At 42.7% G+C, this 20,701-nt stretch carries 18 protein-coding genes, 2 tRNA genes, 3 rRNA genes and 1 pseudogene; 14 read left to right on the top strand and 10 right to left on the bottom strand.

The genetic code is table 11. The features are described from left to right. The first annotated feature begins 14 nt into the window (after positions 1-14). The 3 genes from radC to LXF01_RS02600 all read left to right on the top strand — a co-directional run bounded on the left by radC (position 15) and on the right by LXF01_RS02600 (position 2,830). Complete coding sequence (radC, locus tag LXF01_RS02610; RefSeq protein ID WP_233944984.1) at positions 15-728, top strand: RadC family protein; 714 nt, start codon at positions 15-17, stop codon at positions 726-728. A 63-nt stretch (positions 729-791) separates the two neighbouring features. After that, positions 792-1,703: a bestrophin family protein gene (locus tag LXF01_RS02605; protein WP_078191309.1), complete on the top strand. Its 912-nt coding sequence runs from the start codon at positions 792-794 to the stop codon at positions 1,701-1,703. A gap of 77 nt (positions 1,704-1,780) precedes the next feature. Further along, a complete protein-coding gene (locus LXF01_RS02600) occupies positions 1,781-2,830 on the top strand; it encodes a hypothetical protein (protein WP_111885438.1) in 1,050 nt (349 codons plus the stop codon). Here the strand turns inward: LXF01_RS02600 and LXF01_RS02595 are convergent. Then, positions 2,817-3,674, bottom strand: coding sequence for a PHP domain-containing protein (locus tag LXF01_RS02595; RefSeq protein ID WP_180183933.1), 858 nt, complete (start codon positions 3,672-3,674; stop codon positions 2,817-2,819). The genes LXF01_RS02600 and LXF01_RS02595 overlap by 14 nt on opposite strands. A gap of 44 nt (positions 3,675-3,718) precedes the next feature. On the opposite strand from LXF01_RS02595, the gene LXF01_RS02590 reads away from it, so the two are divergent. The 4 genes and pseudogenes from LXF01_RS02590 to mnmC all read left to right on the top strand — a co-directional run bounded on the left by LXF01_RS02590 (position 3,719) and on the right by mnmC (position 7,167). Further along, on the top strand, positions 3,719-4,330 hold the full coding sequence (locus LXF01_RS02590) for an inner membrane-spanning protein YciB (protein WP_078191311.1): 612 nt from the start codon (positions 3,719-3,721) through the stop codon (positions 4,328-4,330). Positions 4,331-4,358: 28 nt separating this feature from the next. Next, the gene (locus tag LXF01_RS02585) at positions 4,359-4,661 is read left to right on the top strand and encodes a YciI family protein (protein WP_111885436.1); all 303 of its coding nucleotides are present in this window, start codon (positions 4,359-4,361) and stop codon (positions 4,659-4,661) included. A 5-nt stretch (positions 4,662-4,666) separates the two neighbouring features. Continuing rightward, positions 4,667-5,182, top strand: coding sequence for a hypothetical protein (locus LXF01_RS02580; protein ID WP_180183932.1), 516 nt, complete (start codon positions 4,667-4,669; stop codon positions 5,180-5,182). Positions 5,183-5,219: 37 nt separating this feature from the next. Next, positions 5,220-7,167 (top strand): annotated as a pseudogene (gene mnmC / locus LXF01_RS02575) (FAD-dependent 5-carboxymethylaminomethyl-2-thiouridine(34) oxidoreductase MnmC). Between the two features lie 44 nt (positions 7,168-7,211). On the opposite strand, the gene LXF01_RS02570 reads toward mnmC, so the two are convergent. Then, complete coding sequence (locus tag LXF01_RS02570; protein WP_078191315.1) at positions 7,212-7,526, bottom strand: rhodanese-like domain-containing protein; 315 nt, start codon at positions 7,524-7,526, stop codon at positions 7,212-7,214. 92 nt (positions 7,527-7,618) lie between these two features. Between LXF01_RS02570 and LXF01_RS02565 the strand changes: the two genes are divergently transcribed. The 3 genes from LXF01_RS02565 (at position 7,619) to LXF01_RS02555 (ending at position 9,271) form a co-directional block, all read left to right on the top strand. Further along, complete coding sequence (locus LXF01_RS02565; RefSeq protein WP_233944983.1) at positions 7,619-8,107, top strand: YajQ family cyclic di-GMP-binding protein; 489 nt, start codon at positions 7,619-7,621, stop codon at positions 8,105-8,107. 27 nt (positions 8,108-8,134) lie between these two features. Further along, positions 8,135-8,638 carry a DUF4442 domain-containing protein gene (locus tag LXF01_RS02560; protein ID WP_233944982.1) on the top strand — a complete coding sequence of 168 codons (504 nt, stop codon included), beginning with the start codon at positions 8,135-8,137 and terminating at the stop codon, positions 8,636-8,638. Positions 8,639-8,770: 132 nt separating this feature from the next. Further along, positions 8,771-9,271 carry an ester cyclase gene (locus tag LXF01_RS02555; RefSeq protein WP_233944981.1) on the top strand — a complete coding sequence of 167 codons (501 nt, stop codon included), beginning with the start codon at positions 8,771-8,773 and terminating at the stop codon, positions 9,269-9,271. Between the two features lie 64 nt (positions 9,272-9,335). Here the strand turns inward: LXF01_RS02555 and LXF01_RS02550 are convergent, their stop codons facing one another. The 3 genes from LXF01_RS02550 to LXF01_RS02540 are packed head-to-tail and all read right to left on the bottom strand — an operon-like array spanning position 9,336 to position 11,105. Further along, on the bottom strand, positions 9,336-9,755 hold the full coding sequence (locus tag LXF01_RS02550) for an acyl-CoA thioesterase (RefSeq protein ID WP_078191328.1): 420 nt from the start codon (positions 9,753-9,755) through the stop codon (positions 9,336-9,338). Positions 9,756-9,776: 21 nt separating this feature from the next. After that, positions 9,777-10,208, bottom strand: a complete 432-nt coding sequence (gene trxC / locus LXF01_RS02545; RefSeq protein WP_078191319.1) for a thioredoxin TrxC — start codon at positions 10,206-10,208, stop codon at positions 9,777-9,779. Next, positions 10,209-11,105 (bottom strand): alpha/beta hydrolase, encoded by an 897-nt coding sequence (locus LXF01_RS02540; RefSeq protein ID WP_233944980.1) that lies wholly within the window; start codon positions 11,103-11,105, stop codon positions 10,209-10,211. It abuts the gene before it with no gap. Positions 11,106-11,229: 124 nt separating this feature from the next. Between LXF01_RS02540 and LXF01_RS02535 the strand changes: the two genes are divergently transcribed. The 4 genes from LXF01_RS02535 to LXF01_RS02520 all read left to right on the top strand — a co-directional run bounded on the left by LXF01_RS02535 (position 11,230) and on the right by LXF01_RS02520 (position 14,840). Beyond that, on the top strand, positions 11,230-11,565 hold the full coding sequence (locus LXF01_RS02535) for a TIGR01244 family sulfur transferase (RefSeq protein WP_111885430.1): 336 nt from the start codon (positions 11,230-11,232) through the stop codon (positions 11,563-11,565). Further along, positions 11,558-11,980, top strand: coding sequence for a beta-lactamase hydrolase domain-containing protein (locus LXF01_RS02530; protein WP_233944979.1), 423 nt, complete (start codon positions 11,558-11,560; stop codon positions 11,978-11,980). The genes LXF01_RS02535 and LXF01_RS02530 overlap by 8 nt, the downstream gene beginning before the upstream one ends. 203 nt (positions 11,981-12,183) lie before the next feature. Beyond that, positions 12,184-13,383, top strand: a complete 1,200-nt coding sequence (locus LXF01_RS02525; protein ID WP_180128658.1) for a hypothetical protein — start codon at positions 12,184-12,186, stop codon at positions 13,381-13,383. An 83-nt stretch (positions 13,384-13,466) separates the two neighbouring features. After that, the gene (locus LXF01_RS02520; protein WP_180128663.1) at positions 13,467-14,840 is read left to right on the top strand and encodes a dihydrolipoyl dehydrogenase; all 1,374 of its coding nucleotides are present in this window, start codon (positions 13,467-13,469) and stop codon (positions 14,838-14,840) included. Between the two features lie 138 nt (positions 14,841-14,978). On the opposite strand, the gene rrf is transcribed toward LXF01_RS02520, so the two are convergent. From rrf to LXF01_RS02495, 5 genes are all read right to left on the bottom strand, one after another. After that, positions 14,979-15,093, bottom strand: a 5S ribosomal RNA gene (rrf, locus tag LXF01_RS02515). Positions 15,094-15,302: 209 nt separating this feature from the next. After that, positions 15,303-18,196 (bottom strand): 23S ribosomal RNA (locus tag LXF01_RS02510). 413 nt (positions 18,197-18,609) lie between these two features. Then, positions 18,610-18,685 (bottom strand) — tRNA-Ala (locus tag LXF01_RS02505). 74 nt (positions 18,686-18,759) lie between these two features. Continuing rightward, a tRNA-Ile gene (locus LXF01_RS02500) sits at positions 18,760-18,836 on the bottom strand. A gap of 61 nt (positions 18,837-18,897) precedes the next feature. After that, positions 18,898-20,436: ribosomal RNA gene (locus LXF01_RS02495) — 16S ribosomal RNA — on the bottom strand. The 16S, 23S and 5S rRNA genes sit together here with 2 tRNA genes alongside, the layout of an rRNA operon. Positions 20,437-20,701: the final 265 nt, after the last annotated feature.

The raw sequence follows: 20,701 nt of genomic DNA, 5'->3' as shown, positions 1-20,701 counted from the left end.
AAAGTCTAAGAATAATGAATAATTCAATTAAAAATTGGCCTGAACAAGAGCGCCCACGTGAGCGCCTGATTCAAAAAGGCGCACAAAGTTTATCCGATGCTGAGTTACTGGCTATTTTCCTACGCTCTGGTTCCCAGCAGCATTCTGCTGTCGAGCTCGCACGACTCCTGATTCAACATTTTGGTCAGTTGCAAGCGCTGATGGATGCGTCACTTGAGGATTTGCGCCAGTTTCATGGCATCGGAAACAGTAAATATGCGCAGCTCATGGCGGTAAAAGAACTCGGTAAACGCTATGTGAGTCAACATTTTCAAAATGAAGCCTTGCACTTGCAACACTCTGAACAATTACAAAATTTTCTTCGCTTTGAATTTTTAGCTGAACGTCAAGAAGTCTTTGGCGTGCTCTGTCTAGATGCGCATTTAAGAAAAATAAACTTTAAAAAACTTTTTTATGGCAGCCTCAATACCTGTGAAATTTCCATCAATCAACTGCTGCGTTATGCCATTTCTGAACACGCCAGCAGTATTGTCATTGCACATAATCATCCTTTCGGTCGTGCAGAACCCTCTGCTGCCGATCTGGAATTGACTCGACTCATTCAGCAGGCTTGTCAGCTGGTGGAAATTCGACTGATCGATCATTGCATTATCTCCACAGAAGGGAGTTTTTCCTTTGCTGAACATGGCTTGCTCCAAGCACACTCATCTGCATCAAACAGTTATTGACAAGTGCTTGAGCAAACCCGAAGATCATCATAATTTTTTAAAACTAGAAATTATCATTCGAACATGATCGTCCGTGACCAACCGAGTATTTTTAAACTGCTATTTTCTTGGCGAGGAACGATTTTACCTAAGGTTTTACCGCCGCTCGGGATCGTTATGTTGCTGTCTGCCATTGTGGGCGGCTTATCCTATGTCGATATCTTTCATTTTACCGAATTTCCTTTGGTCGGCTTTACCCTAATTGGTGTCGTGCTGTCGATTTTCTTAGGCTTTAAAAACTCAGCCTGCTATGACCGTTGGTGGGAAGCTCGGCGTTTATGGGGCATTTTGATTGCCAATGCACGCCATTTTGACCGTGACTGCCGTTTACTCAGTCAAGGTCGTCGTGAACGTGTGATTCAACATGTGATCGTCTTTGCCAACGTTTTACGTGACCGACTCCGCCATCAAACCGCCAATCCCACTGAACTGGTTGAAACCAGCGGCATGAGTGCGAATGCCATCACCCAGTTATACCAACAGGCCAATGCACCGCAGTACACGTTGAGTTTGATTCAATGGGAGCTGATGCAGGCGCTCAAAGATGGTGAGATTTCAGATATTATTTATACCCAGATGAATCAGCATGTGATGGAACTCAGCACCGTACAAACCGGCTGTGACCGGATTGCCACCACGCCATTACCGTTTGCTTATTCGGTCTTGCTGAATCGAACCGTTTATTTTTTCTGTTTTGTCTTACCCTTTAGCTTGGGTTCTACTTTAGGTCTCGCAACCCCCCTTTTGGTCGGAATTTTGGCCTATACCTTTTTAGGCTTAGATGCGCTGAGTTCTGAGATTGAAGAGCCCTTTGGTACACAAAGTAATGACCTTCCATTGGACTCGATGGTGCGTACTATTGAAATTGAACTTCTTGGAACTTTAGGAAAACCCACCCCACCACCGATTCAAGCTAAAGATCATAATTTATTATAATTGGTATGCGTTTCGCCTGAATGCACGGATCGCATTCAGATCCATGATCCATACAACACCCATAATAAGGAAAAATCATGAAAATAAAAAAACGGATTTTCACTTATAAGCCACAACCGATTCTGCATCCTTGCAAAGCGCTTGCTGTGATTTTCATGTTCGTTGTGTTGCTGTTTAGCATCGCATTACTCCTAGCATGGCAAGGCATATTATTCACATCATGGCAAAGCAATTGGCAATTCTTATTCCTGATGAGTGCTCTATTTGTCATCAGTATATTTCGTGACAAATCGCAAAGAATCAAATTTCCATTTTGGATTCAACAGCATTTGATTGATCCCAAATTGGCTTTGGATTTAAAAGAACACGCCTTACGCAGTTCAGATGCTGTGATTGTGGATTATCGAGAGGTCCGTGAACATTGGTGGCAAGGCAAACAGCAACAATTGCTCTTAAAGCTCAATGAACTTGAAGAGGCGAAATGGTTTAGCGTCGATCTCCATCAAGTCTTTGCGAGTACTTTGTTTTTAAACATTCATGTGCAATTGAATTCTGCCCTCATTGGGCAACAGATTTGGGTGCATTATTTGGCACGTACGCGCACCATCGTGCAGTTATATGCGCATGATCAGCTTGATGATTTTCATCAAATGAAAAACTACTTTGCCATGCCCTATACGGGGAATATCTATTTTGAGCAGATTCCAACACGGCTTACGTTGGATTTACCTTATTTATCGGAAATTCATGCCGTTCGTGAAGAAGATCAACCCGGTTATCTCCTCAAACTGAAAACCAGTTATGGGCAGAGCTATCGTATCAGTTCACAGGCACGGCATTTTGATAAACTCGAATTGGCACTCTCAAGCGCCATTGATTTTATTCCTTATCGCAATTTTAAACATCAACCTACCATGCAATCTGCCTTGCTGACCAAGAGGCATCCTCAACGCGTGACAAGTCTACTGTTGTGCATAATCGCCATCAGTGTTTTTATCATCGCGTTTTTGTTCAAGGCATGGTTCTGGGCATGCGTTGCCGTGGGCTGCCTCTATCTGCTTTACCGTAACATTCAGCATTATCGAACTTCACCGTTTATCGAAGATCCTGATGTCAATGTGACTTAAAACTGTCCCAGATTCCAACTTGCCCCTCTTTCACTCGAGGAATATTGCCGAGTTTAATCCACGGCATATTGTCACCATGAAAATCACTGCCAACAGAAACTTTTAAGTTAAAGGCAGCAATCATACGATCTACCATTTGACGAGTCGATAATGGCTCAATTGCCGGTGGTAATTCCACTGCATCACCGCCCGCTTCAGCAAAGATTTCAATCAAATAACGAATATTGGTCGCAGATAAATCATAACGCGTCGGATGCGCCAACACTGCAAAGCCACCACTGGCATGAATCACCTCAATGGTTTCAGCAAGACTCGGACCTTCAAATTTTACAAAGGCTTTTTTGCCTTCTTTAATATATTTATCAAAAGCTTGTTGTGAACGTGAAACCACACCCTTTTCCACCAAAGTTTTGGCAATATGGGTACGTGTTACCCGATCTGGAATATGGTCGACCTTGGCAATCACATCGCTATAAATATCTTGACCGATTAACGGTATCAGTAAGTCACAAATCTGCCGAGCACGTTCCGCTCGAATACGCTTTTGATCCATCAATAAGGCTTGTAAAGGCGCAGGATTTTGCATATTTAAAGCGACGATATGCACACCATAACTTTTTTTGGTCGCAGGTCTCGACCACTGGCTGGAAATCTCCACGCCAGAGATTAATTGCAGCTTTAATTCATGCGCGACCTGCTCTGCTGCCAACAATCCGTCCATCGTATCGTGATCAGTCAAAGCCAGCGTATGAATTCCAATAGCACTTGCGGCCTGCACCAAAGCCTCTGGTGACAAAGTACCATCAGAAATATTACTGTGTGTATGTAAATCTACGCCTTGCATCTCTATACTATGTCATTTATTTGATCAGATTTAGATACTCTAACATGAAAGCACTTTTAGACTTTGTGCCACTCATTATTTTCTTTTATTTATATAAAACTGTAGATCCAAAAGATACGCAGCACCCATTATTACAATTAATTGGTTCTGCTGGGGGTGTCGATAACAATAACATTCTTGTGGCAACATCAGGTCTCATCATTTCCATGCTTGTGGTTTATGGTGCATTGTTTGTGATGCAAAAATTCCGTCTAGATAAACAACAATGGATTGTGTTGTTCATGACCGTGATTTTTGGTGGTATTACCCTGATGCTAAGCGATGATTTTTATATTCGGTTAAAAGCCGTTTTACTAAACTTAGTGTTTGCTGGGGCGTTTTTACTTTCTCCACTGTTTAGTAAAGATAAGAAACCACTCATCGAACGTTTATTTGGTCCAGTCTTAAATTTAACCGCTGTCGGTTGGAAACGATTGAACTATGCATGGGCTGCAATGTTCGTGGTGATGTCATGTTTACACACCTTTTTCGCTTATTTGTTTGCAGACGGAAAATATTGGGGTGAATTCACTGCTTTTGGTGACATGATCGTGATGTTTTCCTTTATCATTATTCAGTTTATTGTATTACGTAAATACTTTAAGACCTCAGAATAATCCATTCGGTCAAAAATCAGGAAAAGTCATGCCATTATTCGTCGTAAGCTGTACAGATAATGAAGGTACAGTAGAAAAGCGCCTTGCAGTTCGCCCTCAACATCTTGAACGTCTACAAAAACTTGATGATGAAGGTCGTCTGATTGTTGCAGGTGCGATGCCTAAAGATCCGGCAAACCCACAAGCTGGTTTTTATGGCAGTACGATCATTGTCGATTTTGATAGTCGTGAAGACTTAGACCAATGGTTGGCAGATGAACCTTTCCTCAAAGAAGGGGTTTATGGCCAAATTGATGTCAAACCATTTAACAAAGCATTTCCTAAAGGATAAGGTTCATGCGCGTCGTTGTTTCTAGTTTACTGGGCTTATCTTTCATTTGTTCAACTGCATGGGCTGAAGAACCGGTACCTGCACCTACTGTAGCCCCTGCTGCTCAAGCAACGACTGCAACACCTCCTCCCAATCCTGTGCCGCATACCATTCCTGCCAATAAACCGGGCATCATTAAAGTGGCGGCAACCGTCAATCCCAATGGTCAACCTCAAGATGCAAATCCATTGACCATTGAGCAATTGGCAAAAAATAAAGCGCTACAAGATGCCAAAGTCAAAGCAATGATCAAAGACCAATCTGTACGCTTACAACAGTTAGAAAAAGCTAACCTTGAAGCCTTGGCGCAAAACCAAGAATTACAACTTAAAAATGATAGCTTGGGCGTACAAGTACAAGTGCTGCAAAGTGAACGTAGCGCGCAGATGTTTTTATACGGCGGGACCACACTCGGTGTTGGCGTGATTTTAGGTTTTTTATTGGCCAGTTACGTCTATACCAAACGTCGTCGTCAATGGTAATTCGTTTTTCTACTTCAATTTAAAGGTTGCTTGAGTTTTGTCAGGTGCAATTCAGACTGCCGATCTCGATTGGCAAATGATCGATGGCATTGATATACCAGTGTCTAAACAGTTTGGTGATGTATATTTTTCGAAGGACAATGGCCTACTCGAAACACGTCATGTGTTTTTAAAAGGGAATGACCTCGACACTCGCCTCGCGGCTCTGACTGATTTTGAATATTTCAGCGTCGGTGAAACAGGTTTTGGTACAGGATTAAATATTTTGGCCCTGTGGCAATTATGGCAACAGGTTCGTCCAGATAATCACAGTCATCTGCATGCTATTTCTGTAGAAAAATTCCCTTTATCTAAAGTAGACCTCATTCGTGCATTAAATGCATGGCCTGAATTACAACCTTTGGCACAGCAACTGATTGCGCAATATCCTGAACCTATTGCGGGATGTCATCGACTCAATTTTCCAGAAGAACGTTTTTCAATTGATCTTTGGTTAGGCGATGCACACGACGTTTTTCCGGTCGTGGCAAAAACTGCTACGGTCAATGCATGGTTCTTGGACGGTTTTGCACCCGCCTGTAATCCTGACATGTGGGAAGAAAACGTACTCAAAAATATCGTACGTCTATCGGACATTGGGACGACCTTCGCCTCATTTAGTGTGGCAGGTGTACTCAAACGCGGCTTACGTGAACATGGCATTACCATTACACGACCACGAGGCTTTGCACATAAACGTGAAATGCTCAAAGCCTTTTGGCTCGCACCTGAAAGTTCAGATGATCAATCTGAAGTTGCTGACATACCCTCTTTAGACGAAAAAAAAAAATTCTGAAATCACTGTAGGTCATAAGCCCCGTCAAATCGCGATTATTGGCGCTGGCATAGCTGGTTTGAGCTGTGCTTGGGCATTTGCTCAACGCGGGCATCAAGTGCGTATTTACGAGAAATCAGCACCACTCAGCGGTGGATCGGGTAATCCTCTTGCCCTACTCAACCCTAAACTCTGTCCAATTGAACAAAGTGCTGAACATTTGATGACCTTGAGCTGGTTATATGCACTCAAGCATTATCAAAACTTCAAGGCATTTCGTCCCTTACAGATTCACCAATCTATTTTAAAAAATAAAGCAGAACACCTTGATTTAGCTCAAAGTTATCCTTCAGAGGTATTAGCTGCTGAAGAAGGCACGCTAAATCAATTAGCCTCAACATATCCAACCCTGCTCCTCAAACAAGCAGGCGCAGTCAGTCCACATCAGCTTCGTGACCAAATCTTGGCACATCCACACATTGAATTGTTACAAGCAGATATTCAACGCATTGAGCAACAACAAAATGGCGTTGCGCTATTTACACAGGATCAGCAGCTTCCATCTGCCGAGCATGTCATTCTCTGTGCGGCACGTGACAGTATGCAGCTACAAACAGATTATCCAGAGCTGCGTGCCATTCGTGGACAAGTCAGTTGGTTGAACAACCCCGCTCAACAAATGGATATGCATACAGCCTATAGTTATGGGGGCTATTGTATGCAACTGGATGCCGAACAAATGATTATGGGCGCGTCATTTTATCCCGGCCGTGATGACACCGACGTTCTCACAGAAGATCATGTGCATAACTATGAACTTATCCACAGTGTATTCCCCGACTTTGCCAAAACCTTAGCACCGATTGAGCAATGGCAAGGACGTGCCGCAATTCGCGCACAGACAAAAGACTTTTTCCCGGTAATTGGTGCAGTCCATGAAGATCAGCACATTTATAGCTGTAGTGGACTCGGTTCTAAAGGTTTCCTGTATGCCCCGCTCTGTAGTGAAATCATTGCCGCGTTGGTCTTAAAAGAAGCCTGCCCTATTCCAACACAGCTACTCGATAAAATTCATGCAGCACGTTTTATACGCCGCACCAAAGCGAAACAAAAAACCAAGAAGCCTTATTTTCAAGGTCAGGTGCCCTCAGCACCACCTCAAGAAAAATAACGCGCAGTAAAAAAGCGCCTTTCGGCGCTTTTTTTGATTCGATCTTATTTCCCTTGTTCCAAAGGAAGACCGGCATCACGAGCAGCACGCGTGCCGCCCATTAAGATTACATATTCACGTGAGCTGTCAAAACCCTCTAATAACTCTGCTGCACGTGGAGCTTTACTTCCGCCACCACATAAAATGTAAATGGGTTGATCCGTTGACACCTGAGTCAGTGCATCTGATGACAAAGCGGTGATCGGTTGGTTAACCGCACCTTTCACATGTGCCTCAGCATAAGCACTTGCATCGCGAACATCCCAGATAATCGAGTCTTCTGGGAACTCAAATGTTGTAATTTCTTGTTTACGGATCATTGCACACTCCTTTTGATGTAAACAACACTTGGCAAATGAAGAAAACATCCCTAGCATCTCAGATATTCTTTCCCTTTGTAAAGGTCTAATCTATGCCTTCTTTTGATATTGTTTCCGAATTAGAAGTTTTTGAAGTAAATCATGCAGTTCAAAACACGCAAAAAGAAATTGCGACGCGTTTTGACTTCCGTGGTCAAGACGTTTCAATTGAGTTCAATGAGAAAAATAAGGAAATCAAAATCTCAACAGAAAGCGATTTCCAATGTGAGCAAGTGTATACCATGCTCGAAAATCATTTCTTCAAACGTAAAGTTGACATTCAAGCACTCGATCCACAAAAAATGACCGCTTCTGGTAAAAACGTCATTCAAGTGATCAAACTAAAAGACGGTCTTGACTCTGATACTGCAAAAAAAATCAATAAAGCCATTAAAGAAAGCGGCATTAAAGTGCAATCTTCTATTCAAGGCGACAAAATTCGTGTGACTGACAAGAAGCGTGACACTTTGCAACAAGTGATGGCGTTCTTAAAAGAGCAACAGTTTGGTGTGCCGCTTCAATTTAACAACTTTAAAGATTAAGGCAGTACAACTGCCATTGAGGTCAATATGGCACGTCCAAATCGTCTAAATAAACTGGTCAAAGCAAGCTCTAAATTACCCAAAGGTATTCAAAGTCGTTTGCTCAGTCGAGCTTTTGGTCGTGTCGTACCCATGGTTGGAACAGCTAAAATCCAGTATAAACATGTCAGCCCTGAGCGTGTTGAGGTGAGCATCGCCAATCATAAGGCGATGCAAAACCATATCGGGCAAGTACATGCCTGTGCCATGGCGCTGATCGCAGAAACAGCCACAGGTTTTGTCACAGCAATGAACGTCCCTGATAGCGCCATTGTCCTGATTAAAAGCTTCAAAGTTGATTTTAAGCGTCCAACCCAAGGTGGGATGACAGCCATCGCAACGCTTACACCCGAACAGCAACGACAAATGCAAAGCACAGAAAAAGGTGAAACTTTAGTACAGGTCTTAGTCACCGATGAATCTAGTGAAGCACCTATTCAATGTGAAATGCTTTGGGCTTGGGTGGAAAAATCCGCTCTGAAAAATAAATAAATGTAAATAAAACTTACTTTTAAGCAAGTATAAGTTTTACCAAATTTCAGCAAAATCAAGACTGTTTTTTACTATTTATACGCCGTAATTCCGCTCAATATGCTTGCACGACACAAATATATTGAGCACTTTATGAAAAAAATCATTCCCCTTTCATTCATCAGCATGGCGGTTTTTTTAACTGCATGTCAAAGTAATATTCCTGCAACGCCAACGACTCCAAATCAAGCGGCTGATAGCAATATTAAAACCAGCCAAGCAGCGGAAAATAAGAAAATCGTGATTGATTTTTATGAAGGTGTCTTTCTTAAACATCAGGTTAAGACATATGCTGACCGATATATTGGTAATCAATATATTCAACATAATCCGCATGTACCTGATGGCAAAGCGCCATTTGTCGATTATTTCACCCAGTATTTTAAACAAAATCCTGAAGCAAAAAACCAGATCAAACGTGCTGCTGCCGAAGGTGATTTGGTCTATTTACATGTGCATTCTACGCCAAATAAGCAAGACCATGGAGAAGCCATTATTGATATCTTCCGTGTTGAAAATGGCAAGATCGTCGAACATTGGGATGTGCAACAAAGCATTCCTGAAACCAGTGCCAATTCAAATACAATGTTCTAAGTTTTAATTCGTGATTAATAAAAAAGCCACTCGTTTGAGCGGCTTTTTTTTCGTCTTACTTTAATTAAGCTTGATCTGCTGCAAATTTAGCTTTTGCATCCGCAGGAATTTGACGCTTAGCACCTTTCACATCCACAGCGACAAATGTAAACACACCTTCGGTTACGCGAATAGGATCTCGTGAGCTGTCATGACTATCCCAAACTTCAATCTGCATTTGGATAGAGGTATTACCCACTTTTAAAATTTTGGTATATACACTGATGACATCCCCGACTTTCACTGGAACGAGGAAGGTCATTTGGTTAATTGAAATCGTTGCACAGCGTCCTTGACTGAAACGCTCTGCGTGAATTGCACCGGCCAAGTCCATTTGTGACACGATCCAACCACCGAAAACATCACCACTCCAGTTGGTGTCTGCAGGCATCGCGATGGTTTGTAGGGAAAGCGTTCCTTCAGGTTTTACATGAGTTTCTGACACTTTAGCTCCTGGCGCTGACATTTATTGAGGTAGATTTAACTGCTGGTTGAGCCATTGTTGTAACTCACCCGCACGCATTGCACCACTTATTCTAGCAATTTCGTTGGTTTTATTCATCAAAACCAGTGTAGGAATACTACGAACATTAAATGCACCACTCAATCGAGGGTTTGCTTCGGTATCAATTTTGGCAAAAACCACCTTCGGATTAGATTTTGCAACTTGTGCAAAGTGTGGCGCCATCATCTTACATGGTCCACACCATTCAGCCCATAAATCGATCAGCACAGGTAAATCACTATTGCTAATAAAATTTGCAAAGTTCTTTTCATTCAACTCGATGGGCGCCAATGGAATCAATGCTTGATGACATTGACCACATGCAGGTCCAACTTCGAGTTTTTCTTCAGGCACACGGTTTTTTGCACCACATTCAGGACACACAACGATCATTTAGCTGACTCCAACATGTTGATGTAAAAATTCTAATTGGGTTGCCATGGCTTTTTCAAACCATTGCCCGTGATAAATATCAAAATGTTGCATTTCCCACTCATAATACTGCACATACGGTGCAATATTGGTCGCAGTTTCTCGGCTTGATTCAATGGGAATCAAACTATCTTCTTTGGCTGCAATAAAAAGTACCGGTATGTTAATTTTACGGACATCCAATATTGGGCGATAACGGATTAACTTAAAAAAGGCCCGAGCCGGAATTTCGCCACTCCAATAAAAATCAGGATTTACAATCGACAAGTAGCCCGCATAACTGTCTTCAGACTGTAAAAAACACAATCGATGTGGATGAACTACAGGTAAAGTCGTTGGACTCATCCCAACTTTAGACCCCATATAGTCCTGACTCGATAATTTTAACGCTTTAGGTAATTGCTGTAAGGGATACAATTTTGCACTTTCAGCGCCGTCGACAAATGGGACTTGTACCATCAGCGCTTTAATATTTTTAAGCTCTGCCGCCAAACTAAGTACATAGCCACCACTCAGCGATGTTCCCCATAATACAATGCGTCTCGAATCAATCGATTTACGCTGCTGTAAATGATCGATCATGGTCCGCCAATCTTCAAGTTGAGCTTTAAGATTCACCAACTCTCTCGGACGCCCTGTGCTACCCCCCCAATAGCGATAATCAAACAACACAACAGCATAGCCCGCTTGTACAAAGCGCTTGGCATATTGCACTAATTTAAATTGGCGTAATGCAGCCAAACCATGCGCCATGAGAATGACTGCAGGTTTTTCAACAGATTTTGGACGATAAAAGTCAGCAGCTATAACATCTTGTCCGCTTTTGACATACAGTGGTTCGACTGTATAGGCGTGCATACGCGCTCCATTGCGTTATTTTATGGTTGTAATCGCTTATAAAAATTTAAGAACATTCTGCTCAAGTTTGTGCTTAATGCTATCATAAAGCATAAATCTATGAATTAAATTATGGAGTGACTCAATGAGCGAAAATGTTGGTTTTGCAGGTCAAATCGGCCCAGAACATGTAGCGCAAGTGGTTGAAAAAGGCTTTAAATCGATTATCAATAACCGCCCTGACATGGAAGGTGGTCCTGAGCAACCAACCAGTGCTCAAATTGAAGAAGCAGCTCGTACCGCTGGTTTAGACTATGTTCATCAACCGGTTGTTGCGGGTCAAATTTCTGAGCTAGATGTCCGTAACTTTGCGAATCATTTTAATGAATTGCCAAAGCCAGTTCTAATGTTCTGCCGTACAGGTAACCGTTCAAATAACCTATATCAACTAGCAAAACAGATGGATCTTTTGGATGACTAAGGCTTTCATTCAAAAAGCTTTATTGATCGCAACATGCATCTTTTCGGCACCCACATTTGCTGATAATAACAGTCAGCCCTTAAATGCAAATTTAAGTGTCTCTGGACAAATGACCACAGATAAGTTTTCAAGTTTACTCAAACAACTTAAATTTAAATCTGTGATTGTAAACCGACCAGATAGTGAGGCGGGCAATGAAGTGACTGTTTTACAGTTACGAGGCATTGCTGAAAAGTCTCATGTGAGTGTTGTGTATCAACCTGTGCAAAGCGGTAAAATTTCTCAAACAGACGTGAAAGAATTTGCTAAATATTATAATGAGCTTCCTAAACCCATTTTGATGATTTGTCGTAGCGGTTCTCGTTCGACATCTCTTTTCAATCAAGCTAAGGCTCAAGGTTTGCTCAATGAATAAATTCGTGTTTACCGTTTTATTTACAACGTTGTTGCTAACAGGGTGTAATTCTATGAATGTACGTCCAACCGTTGGTGTAAGTGTCGGGACTGCACTATAAAATGACGAATATAAAGATGGCGCTATTTGCGCCATTTTTTATGTGTGGTATCTTTACGCAATATAACTTTTTCTATACATAAATAACTATTTTGGGGTACTTCATGAAATTCGTTCAAGGGACACTTGTACTTACTTTAGCAACGATACTTACTGCTTGTGGTGGTGGCGGTAGTGATGGATATTTTAATAACGAAGGAACAGATTCTTCTAATCAAAACAATAACAATGGTGGTACAACAACCCCAGCTGAAACAGCAAAAGCACAGTTAGAAATTTTAAAACGTGAAGGGCAATATTTATTCGGTAATTATGATCCTAACGATGCATCAACAGCAAAAGGCTATATTGATCATTCAATGGATACATTTGCACAAGGCCCATTACAATTAAGTTTAGATATTAGAAAAATAAACTTAAACTCATATAAAAATACTTATCACTACAGAGATAAATGTTTCTATTTAAGTAAAACTGACTATAGAGCATGTTATGTTTTTATTGGCGAAGATATTAAAAATATCTTACCGGGTTATGACAACTGGGATTTCGATATTACAGCTAATGATCTAAAAAACATCAAATTACAACATGATGAAGTGACACCAAACTTAGAAGAATATGAATCCAATACTCGCATTTACGTATTTGAAAATGAAAATGGAGATAAAAATTTCCATGATGTAACAATTACTGGTGCATTTGCTTATCCATTTCAACAGTCTTGGGGAATACAACAAACTCAACAAAAAAGGTTTGTTTTAATAAATGGCAATACAAGCGACTATAAAATTACAACAACAGCAATAGTTACGGATCCAGAAACTGGTGATGATATTGAACGTGAAGTAACAACAGGTGCTATCAGTATTTACAAAGATCTCTCTTCTCTCGATGGAGATTTATACAATATTCAATCTGGATCAGGATTTAATGTATTAATTAACGATAACCCAAATATTCCTTTTGCAGAACCAATTTCATTCGTATTAAACTCAACACCAGGTACCACAAGTTCAGCAAGTTATCGTGTGAAAGCTTCAGGTGAACAAGAACTAATTTTACCTAGCATCACAACAATCGATGGGACTCGAGTTGAGAATGAAGCCTCTAGTTTAAATAGCCAGACATTTACTGGAAGCATTAAATTAACAGGGACGAATATTTTGAAATTTAAACAAGCTACAAGTGGTAGTCTTAGTTTTGAACATGCTATTAATGGAATAACATTCAAAGGTTCATCTACTAATAATGCAGGAACTGTAAGTACAAGTTTAACATTACCTTCTGGTATTAAATTTTAAGTGTAAAAAAATGCAATTAAACCCTCTATACTGAGGGTTTTTTTATATATTAGATCTAAACTCATGAAATGAAGCATATCCAAATGTACGACATCATCATTATCGGTTCAGGAACAGCAGGCATTTCAGCCTATAAAGAAGCAATTAAAAAAACACAAAATCTTCTTATCATTAATGATGGGCCTTGGGATACTACCTGTGCACGCGTTGGTTGTATGCCAAGTAAAATACTTATCTCTACTGCCAACCGTATGTACGAAATAAGACATGCAGATAATTTAGGACTAGATGTCAAAAGTGAAATTGATACCTCTAGCGTCATGCAACATGTTCAAACCTTACGTGATCGTTTTACAAGAGCCACGTTAAAAGATGTTGAAAGTTGGCCAAGCCAACATAAAATTTCAGGTAAAGCTGAATTTATTGATTCAAATACCATTCAAGTAAACAACCAAACATTTAAAGCCAAGTCATTTATCCTTGCTGTAGGTACAACTCCTGCTATAGATGCTGAACAAAAACAAATATTAGGCGATAAATTAATTACATCAGATCAGATATTTGAATTAGAACAACTCCCTAAATCAGTCGCAGTTATTGGAAGTGGTGTCATCGCTTTGGAATTAGCGCAGGCTTTAACACGCCTCAATGTAAACACCACAGTTTTTGCACGTAGTCGAAAAATTGGCTCACTGAGTAGCCCTATATTGCAAAAGCTCGCACAGGAAGAATTAAGTAAAGAGTTAAAGCTAAAGTTTGAAATTTTACCTGAACATTATGCTATTGAAAGCGATCTAGTTCATTTAACCTATACTGAAGAAAACGTACAAAAGTCGCTACAAGTTGACTATGTCTTAGCTGCAACTGGCAGACGTACATTATTAAATACATTAGGTTTAGAACGTGTAAGTGCGGAATTTAAAGATATTAAAAATTTGCCAATTAACCCACATACAAAGCAACTTGCAGATTATCCTATTTTTATTGTCGGCGATGCACATACCAGTACCCCTATCCAACATGAAGCAGCTCATGAAGGTAAGTTTGCAGTACAAAACTGTTTAAACTTTCCACAAATTAAACCCATCAAGACGCTAACACCTCTAGGCATCTTATTTTCTACACCACAAATGGCAACCATTGGGCAAAGCTATAAGCAACTACAAGATAAAAACACAGAATTTGTCATTGGTTTTGTTTCTTATGAAAAACAAGGTCGTGCGATTGTTGCTGCTAAAAACAAAGGGGCTACTGAAGTATATGTGGATACAATCAGCCATAAACTATTAGGAGCTGAGCTATTCTGCGCGGAAGCTGAACATTTGGCACATTTATTAGCTTGGATGATTTCAGAAGAACTAAGCATACATGAAATTTTGGATAAGCCTTTCTATCATCCAACGTTAGAAGAAGGGTTAAGAACAGCATTAAAGCATGCACGACGTCAGTTAAGATAATTTTATCGTTCTATGTAAACTTATAGCGTTGGATATCCAACGCTTAATTTCCGTATCCCCCTCTATCTTTTTCCTTTCCCTTTTTCTTCCCGCATAAAAAAACACCCCCTGAGATATCAGGGGGTGTTTCGAATAATGAGCTGGCGATGACTTACTCTCACATGGGTAACCCCACACTACCATCAGCGCTAAGAGGTTTCACTTCTGAGTTCGGGAAGGGATCAGGTGGTTCACTCTTGCTATTGTCGCCAGCACAACTGTTATGACTTTGCATTTGGTCTTATCTTTTCAGTGCCGTTGCTTGGTCAAATGAGTTATTAACAGATCATATCTGAGTTCTTGCGAGTAGAACTAAGCAGTGCTTAATTATACTCTCATTTGTTCTTAAGCGTTAACTAAATCAAGTTATTTTGCTTAATATCGAATCAATTGATGCTTTACATACAACTGTTTGGGTGTTGTATAGTCAAGCCTCACGAGCAATTAGTATTGGTCAGCTTCATGCGTCACCGCACTTCCACATCCAACCTATCAACGTCGTAGTCTTCAACGGCTCTTTAGTGGACATAAAGTCCAAGGGAAATCTTATCTTGAGGTAGGCTTCCCGCTTAGATGCTTTCAGCGGTTATCCCTTCCGAACATAGCTACCCGGCGATGCGACTGGCGTCACAACCGGTACACCAGAGGTTCGTCCACTCTGGTCCTCTCGTACTAGGAGCAGATCCTCTCAAATTTCCAGCGCCCACGGTAGATAGGGACCGAACTGTCTCACGACGTTCTAAACCCAGCTCGCGTACCTCTTTAAATGGCGAACAGCCATACCCTTGGGACCTGCTTCAGCCCCAGGATGAGATGAGCCGACATCGAGGTGCCAAACACCGCCGTCGATATGAACTCTTGGGCGGTATCAGCCTGTTATCCCCAGAGTACCTTTTATCCGTTGAGCGATGGCCCTTCCATACAGAACCACCGGATCACTAAGACCTACTTTCGTACCTGCTCGACTTGTGGGTCTCGCAGTTAAGCGCGCTTTTGCCTTTATACTCTACGCGTGATTTCCGACCACGCTGAGCGCACCTTCGTACTCCTCCGTTACTCTTTAGGAGGAGACCGCCCCAGTCAAACTACCCACCAGACATGGTCCTCGCTCCAGATCATGGAGCAGAGTTAGAACCTCAATATTACCAGGGTGGTATTTCAAGATTGGCTCCACCGAAACTAGCGTCTCGGTTTCAAAGCCTCCCACCTATCCTACACAAGTAAGATCAAAGTTCAATGTCAAGCTGCAGTAAAGGTTCACGGGGTCTTTCCGTCTAGCCGCGGGTACACCGCATCTTCACGGCGATTTCGATTTCACTGAGCCTCTGCTGGAGACAGCGCCCCCATCATTATGCCATTCGTGCAGGTCGGAACTTACCCGACAAGGAATTTCGCTACCTTAGGACCGTTATAGTTACGGCCGCCGTTTACTGGGGCTTCGATCAAGAGCTTCGCTTACGCTAACCCCATCAATTAACCTTCCAGCACCGGGCAGGCATCACACCCTATACGTCCACTTTCGTGTTTGCAGAGTGCTATGTTTTTAATAAACAGTTGCAGGGGCCTGGTTTCTGTGGCTGCTCTCAGCTCAGGAAGCAAGTTCCATCACCAAAAGCAGCGTACCTTCTCCCGAAGTTACGGTACCATTTTGCCTAGTTCCTTCAGCAGAGTTCTCTCAAGCGCTTTGGTCTACTCGACCTGACCACCTGTGTCGGTTTCGGGTACGATTCCAGTGTAACTGAAGCTTAGAGACTTTTCCTGGAAGTATGGTATCAGCCACTTCACTGTACAAGTACAGCTTGCTGTCAGATCTCAGCATAGAGTACCCCGGATTTGCCTAAGATACATGCCTACTTCCTTTCACCTGGACAACCAACGCCAGGCTGACTTAACCTTCTCCGTCCTCTCATCGCATTACACTGAAGTATTGGAATATTAACCAATTTCCCATCGACTACGCCTCTCGGCCTCGCCTTAGGGGTCGACTCACCCAGCCCCGATTAACGTTGGACTGGAACCCTTGGTCTTTCAGCGAACGGGTTTTTCACCCGTTTTGTCGTTACTCACGTCAGCATTCGCACTTCTGATACCTCCAGCAGACTTCTCAATCCACCTTCATCGGCTTACAGAACGCTCCCCTACCACTTACACTTATGTGTAAATCCGCAGCTTCGGCATATAGTTTTAGCCCCGTTACATCTTCCGCGCAGGCCGACTCGACTAGTGAGCTATTACGCTTTCTTTAAAGGGTGGCTGCTTCTAAGCCAACCTCCTAGCTGTCTATGCCTTCCCACATCGTTTCCCACTTAACTATAATTTTGGGGCCTTAGCTGGCGGTCTGGATTGTTTTCCTCTTGACTACGGACGTTAGCACCCGCAGTCTGTCTCCCGGATAGTACTCATTGGTATTCGGAGTTTGCATCGGTTTGGTAAGTCGGGATGACCCCCTAGCCGAAACAGTGCTCTACCCCCAATGGTATTCGTCCGAGGCGCTACCTAAATAGCTTTCGGGGAGAACCAGCTATCACCGAGTTTGATTAGCCTTTCACCCCTATCCACAAGTCATCCCCTGGCTTTTCAACGACAGTGGGTTCGGTCCTCCAGTTAGTGTTACCCAACCTTCAACCTGCTCATGGATAGATCACCCGGTTTCGGGTCTACACCCAGCAACTAAACGCCCTATTAAGACTCGATTTCTCTACGGCTCCCCTAATCGGTTAACCTTGCTACTGAATGTAAGTCGCTGACCCATTATACAAAAGGTACGCAGTCACCAAACAAGTTGGCTCCCACTGCTTGTATGCATGCGGTTTCAGGATCTATTTCACTCCCCTCACAGGGGTTCTTTTCGCCTTTCCCTCACGGTACTGGTTCACTATCGGTCAGTCAGGAGTATTTAGCCTTGGAGGATGGTCCCCCCATATTCAGACAAGGTTTCACGTGCCTCGCCCTACTCGACATCATTATCTAAGCCCTTTCGTGTACAGGACTATCACCTACTATGGTCGCACTTCCCAGAGCGTTCCACTAAAGCTTAGATAACTTAATGGGCTTTTCCCCGTTCGCTCGCCGCTACTGAGGGAATCTCAATTGATTTCTTTTCCTAAGGGTACTGAGATGTTTCACTTCCCCTCGTTCGCCTCATAAACCTATGTATTCAGTTTATGATACCCGCCTTATAGCGGGTGGGTTTCCCCATTCAGAAATCTCCGGATCACAGGATATTTGCCGCCTCCCCGGAGCTTATCGCAGGCTATTACGTCTTTCATCGCCTCTGACTGCCAAGGCATCCACCACATGCACTTAATTACTTGACTATACAACCCCAAACAGTCGTTTGATCCTACAAGTAGATCAACCAACATTACAGTTTAGAGCTTCGTGAATTTAATCACTGTACAGCTTCAATTAGATTCATATACCAAAACGCTTGATTCAGTTAATTTCGCTAGTAACTCATTTCATTCAACTTTCACAATTGCTTGTTAAGTTAAATCAAACGAGTATGAACAAATTATTTCAACTCAAATATATTCTGTTAATGATTTTTCCAGCCTTCGTCAGGTCAGGAAACTGTGATAAATCACAGAGCTTAATAACAATGGAGCGAATCATACGCCACTTTGTTGCTAAGCTCTATAACCTAAACACTTGATCGCTTAAGGACTAAGCTAACAATCGTTTGATTGTTTATTTTAGCTTCGTTCTCTATACATTGCGTAGCAATGTATGGTGGAGACTAGGAGAGTCGAACTCCTGACCTCCTGCGTGCAAAGCAGGCGCTCTACCAACTAAGCTAAGTCCCCAGCTTATCAATAAGTCAATGTCTCTGATTCTCTGTTTGCTTCCGTATTTTATTCAAATACTTCATTAGTCAGAATGGTGGGTCTGACAAGACTTGAACTTGTGACCCCACGCTTATCAAGCGTGTGCTCTAACCAACTGAGCTACAGACCCTCAGATACATCGTCATGAAGAACAACTTGTTGTGGATTCTTACCAATCGTCAATCTTTCGTTAAGGAGGTGATCCAGCCGCAGGTTCCCCTACGGCTACCTTGTTACGACTTCACCCCAGTCATCGGCCACACCGTGGTAAGCGTCCTCCTTACGGTTAGACTACCTACTTCTGGTGCAACAAACTCCCATGGTGTGACGGGCGGTGTGTACAAGGCCCGGGAACGTATTCACCGCGGCATTCTGATCCGCGATTACTAGCGATTCCGACTTCATGGAGTCGAGTTGCAGACTCCAATCCGGACTACGATCGGCTTTTTGAGATTAGCATCTCCTCGCGGAGTAGCAACCCTTTGTACCGACCATTGTAGCACGTGTGTAGCCCTGGTCGTAAGGGCCATGATGACTTGACGTCGTCCCCGCCTTCCTCCAGTTTGTCACTGGCAGTATCCTTAAAGTTCCCGGCTTAACCCGCTGGCAAATAAGGAAAAGGGTTGCGCTCGTTGCGGGACTTAACCCAACATCTCACGACACGAGCTGACGACAGCCATGCAGCACCTGTATGTAAGTTCCCGAAGGCACCAATCCATCTCTGGAAAGTTCTTACTATGTCAAGACCAGGTAAGGTTCTTCGCGTTGCATCGAATTAAACCACATGCTCCACCGCTTGTGCGGGCCCCCGTCAATTCATTTGAGTTTTAGTCTTGCGACCGTACTCCCCAGGCGGTCTACTTATCGCGTTAGCTGCGCCACTAAAGCCTCAAAGGCCCCAACGGCTAGTAGACATCGTTTACGGCATGGACTACCAGGGTATCTAATCCTGTTTGCTCCCCATGCTTTCGTGCCTCAGCGTCAGTATTAGGCCAGATGGCTGCCTTCGCCATCGGTATTCCTCCAGATCTCTACGCATTTCACCGCTACACCTGGAATTCTACCATCCTCTCCCATACTCTAGCTTCCCAGTATCGAATGCAATTCCCAAGTTAAGCTCGGGGATTTCACATCCGACTTAAAAAGCCGCCTACGCACGCTTTACGCCCAGTAAATCCGATTAACGCTCGCACCCTCTGTATTACCGCGGCTGCTGGCACAGAGTTAGCCGGTGCTTATTCTGCGAGTAACGTCCACTATCTCTGGGTATTAACCAAAGTAGCCTCCTCCTCGCTTAAAGTGCTTTACAACCAAAAGGCCTTCTTCACACACGCGGCATGGCTGGATCAGGGTTCCCCCCATTGTCCAATATTCCCCACTGCTGCCTCCCGTAGGAGTCTGGGCCGTGTCTCAGTCCCAGTGTGGCGGATCATCCTCTCAGACCCGCTACAGATCGTCGCCTTGGTAGGCCTTTACCCCACCAACTAGCTAATCCGACTTAGGCTCATCTATTAGCGCAAGGTCCGAAGATCCCCTGCTTTCTCCCGTAGGACGTATGCGGTATTAGCATCCCTTTCGAAATGTTGTCCCCCACTAATAGGCAGATTCCTAAGCATTACTCACCCGTCCGCCGCTAGAAATCGGTAGCAAGCTACCTATTCCCGCTCGACTTGCATGTGTTAAGCCTGCCGCCAGCGTTCAATCTGAGCCATGATCAAACTCTTCAGTTTAAAATCAATAGTACATATAGTGTACCAATCTTGGCTCATCAATTACTGACAAAAATTTGCTCAAATAAACTTCGAGTAATTTCTACCATCAATCAATGAAAATAATTTCGATCGATCAATCAGTAAAAATCCACACAAGTTGTTCTTCATAATCTCTTAATGATCTTCTTGTTGGTTCGTCACCAACAAGCTAGGTCGGCTATATTACTCTTTATTTCTAAAGAGTCAACCAGTAATTCAAATTATTTTTAAACTTTCTTTCTAA

The organism is Acinetobacter sp. SH20PTE14, from assembly GCF_021391555.1.
In the GTDB taxonomy this organism is placed as follows: Bacteria; Pseudomonadota; Gammaproteobacteria; order Pseudomonadales; family Moraxellaceae; genus Acinetobacter; species Acinetobacter amyesii.
This window is presented reverse-complemented; position numbering and strand designations above follow the sequence as displayed.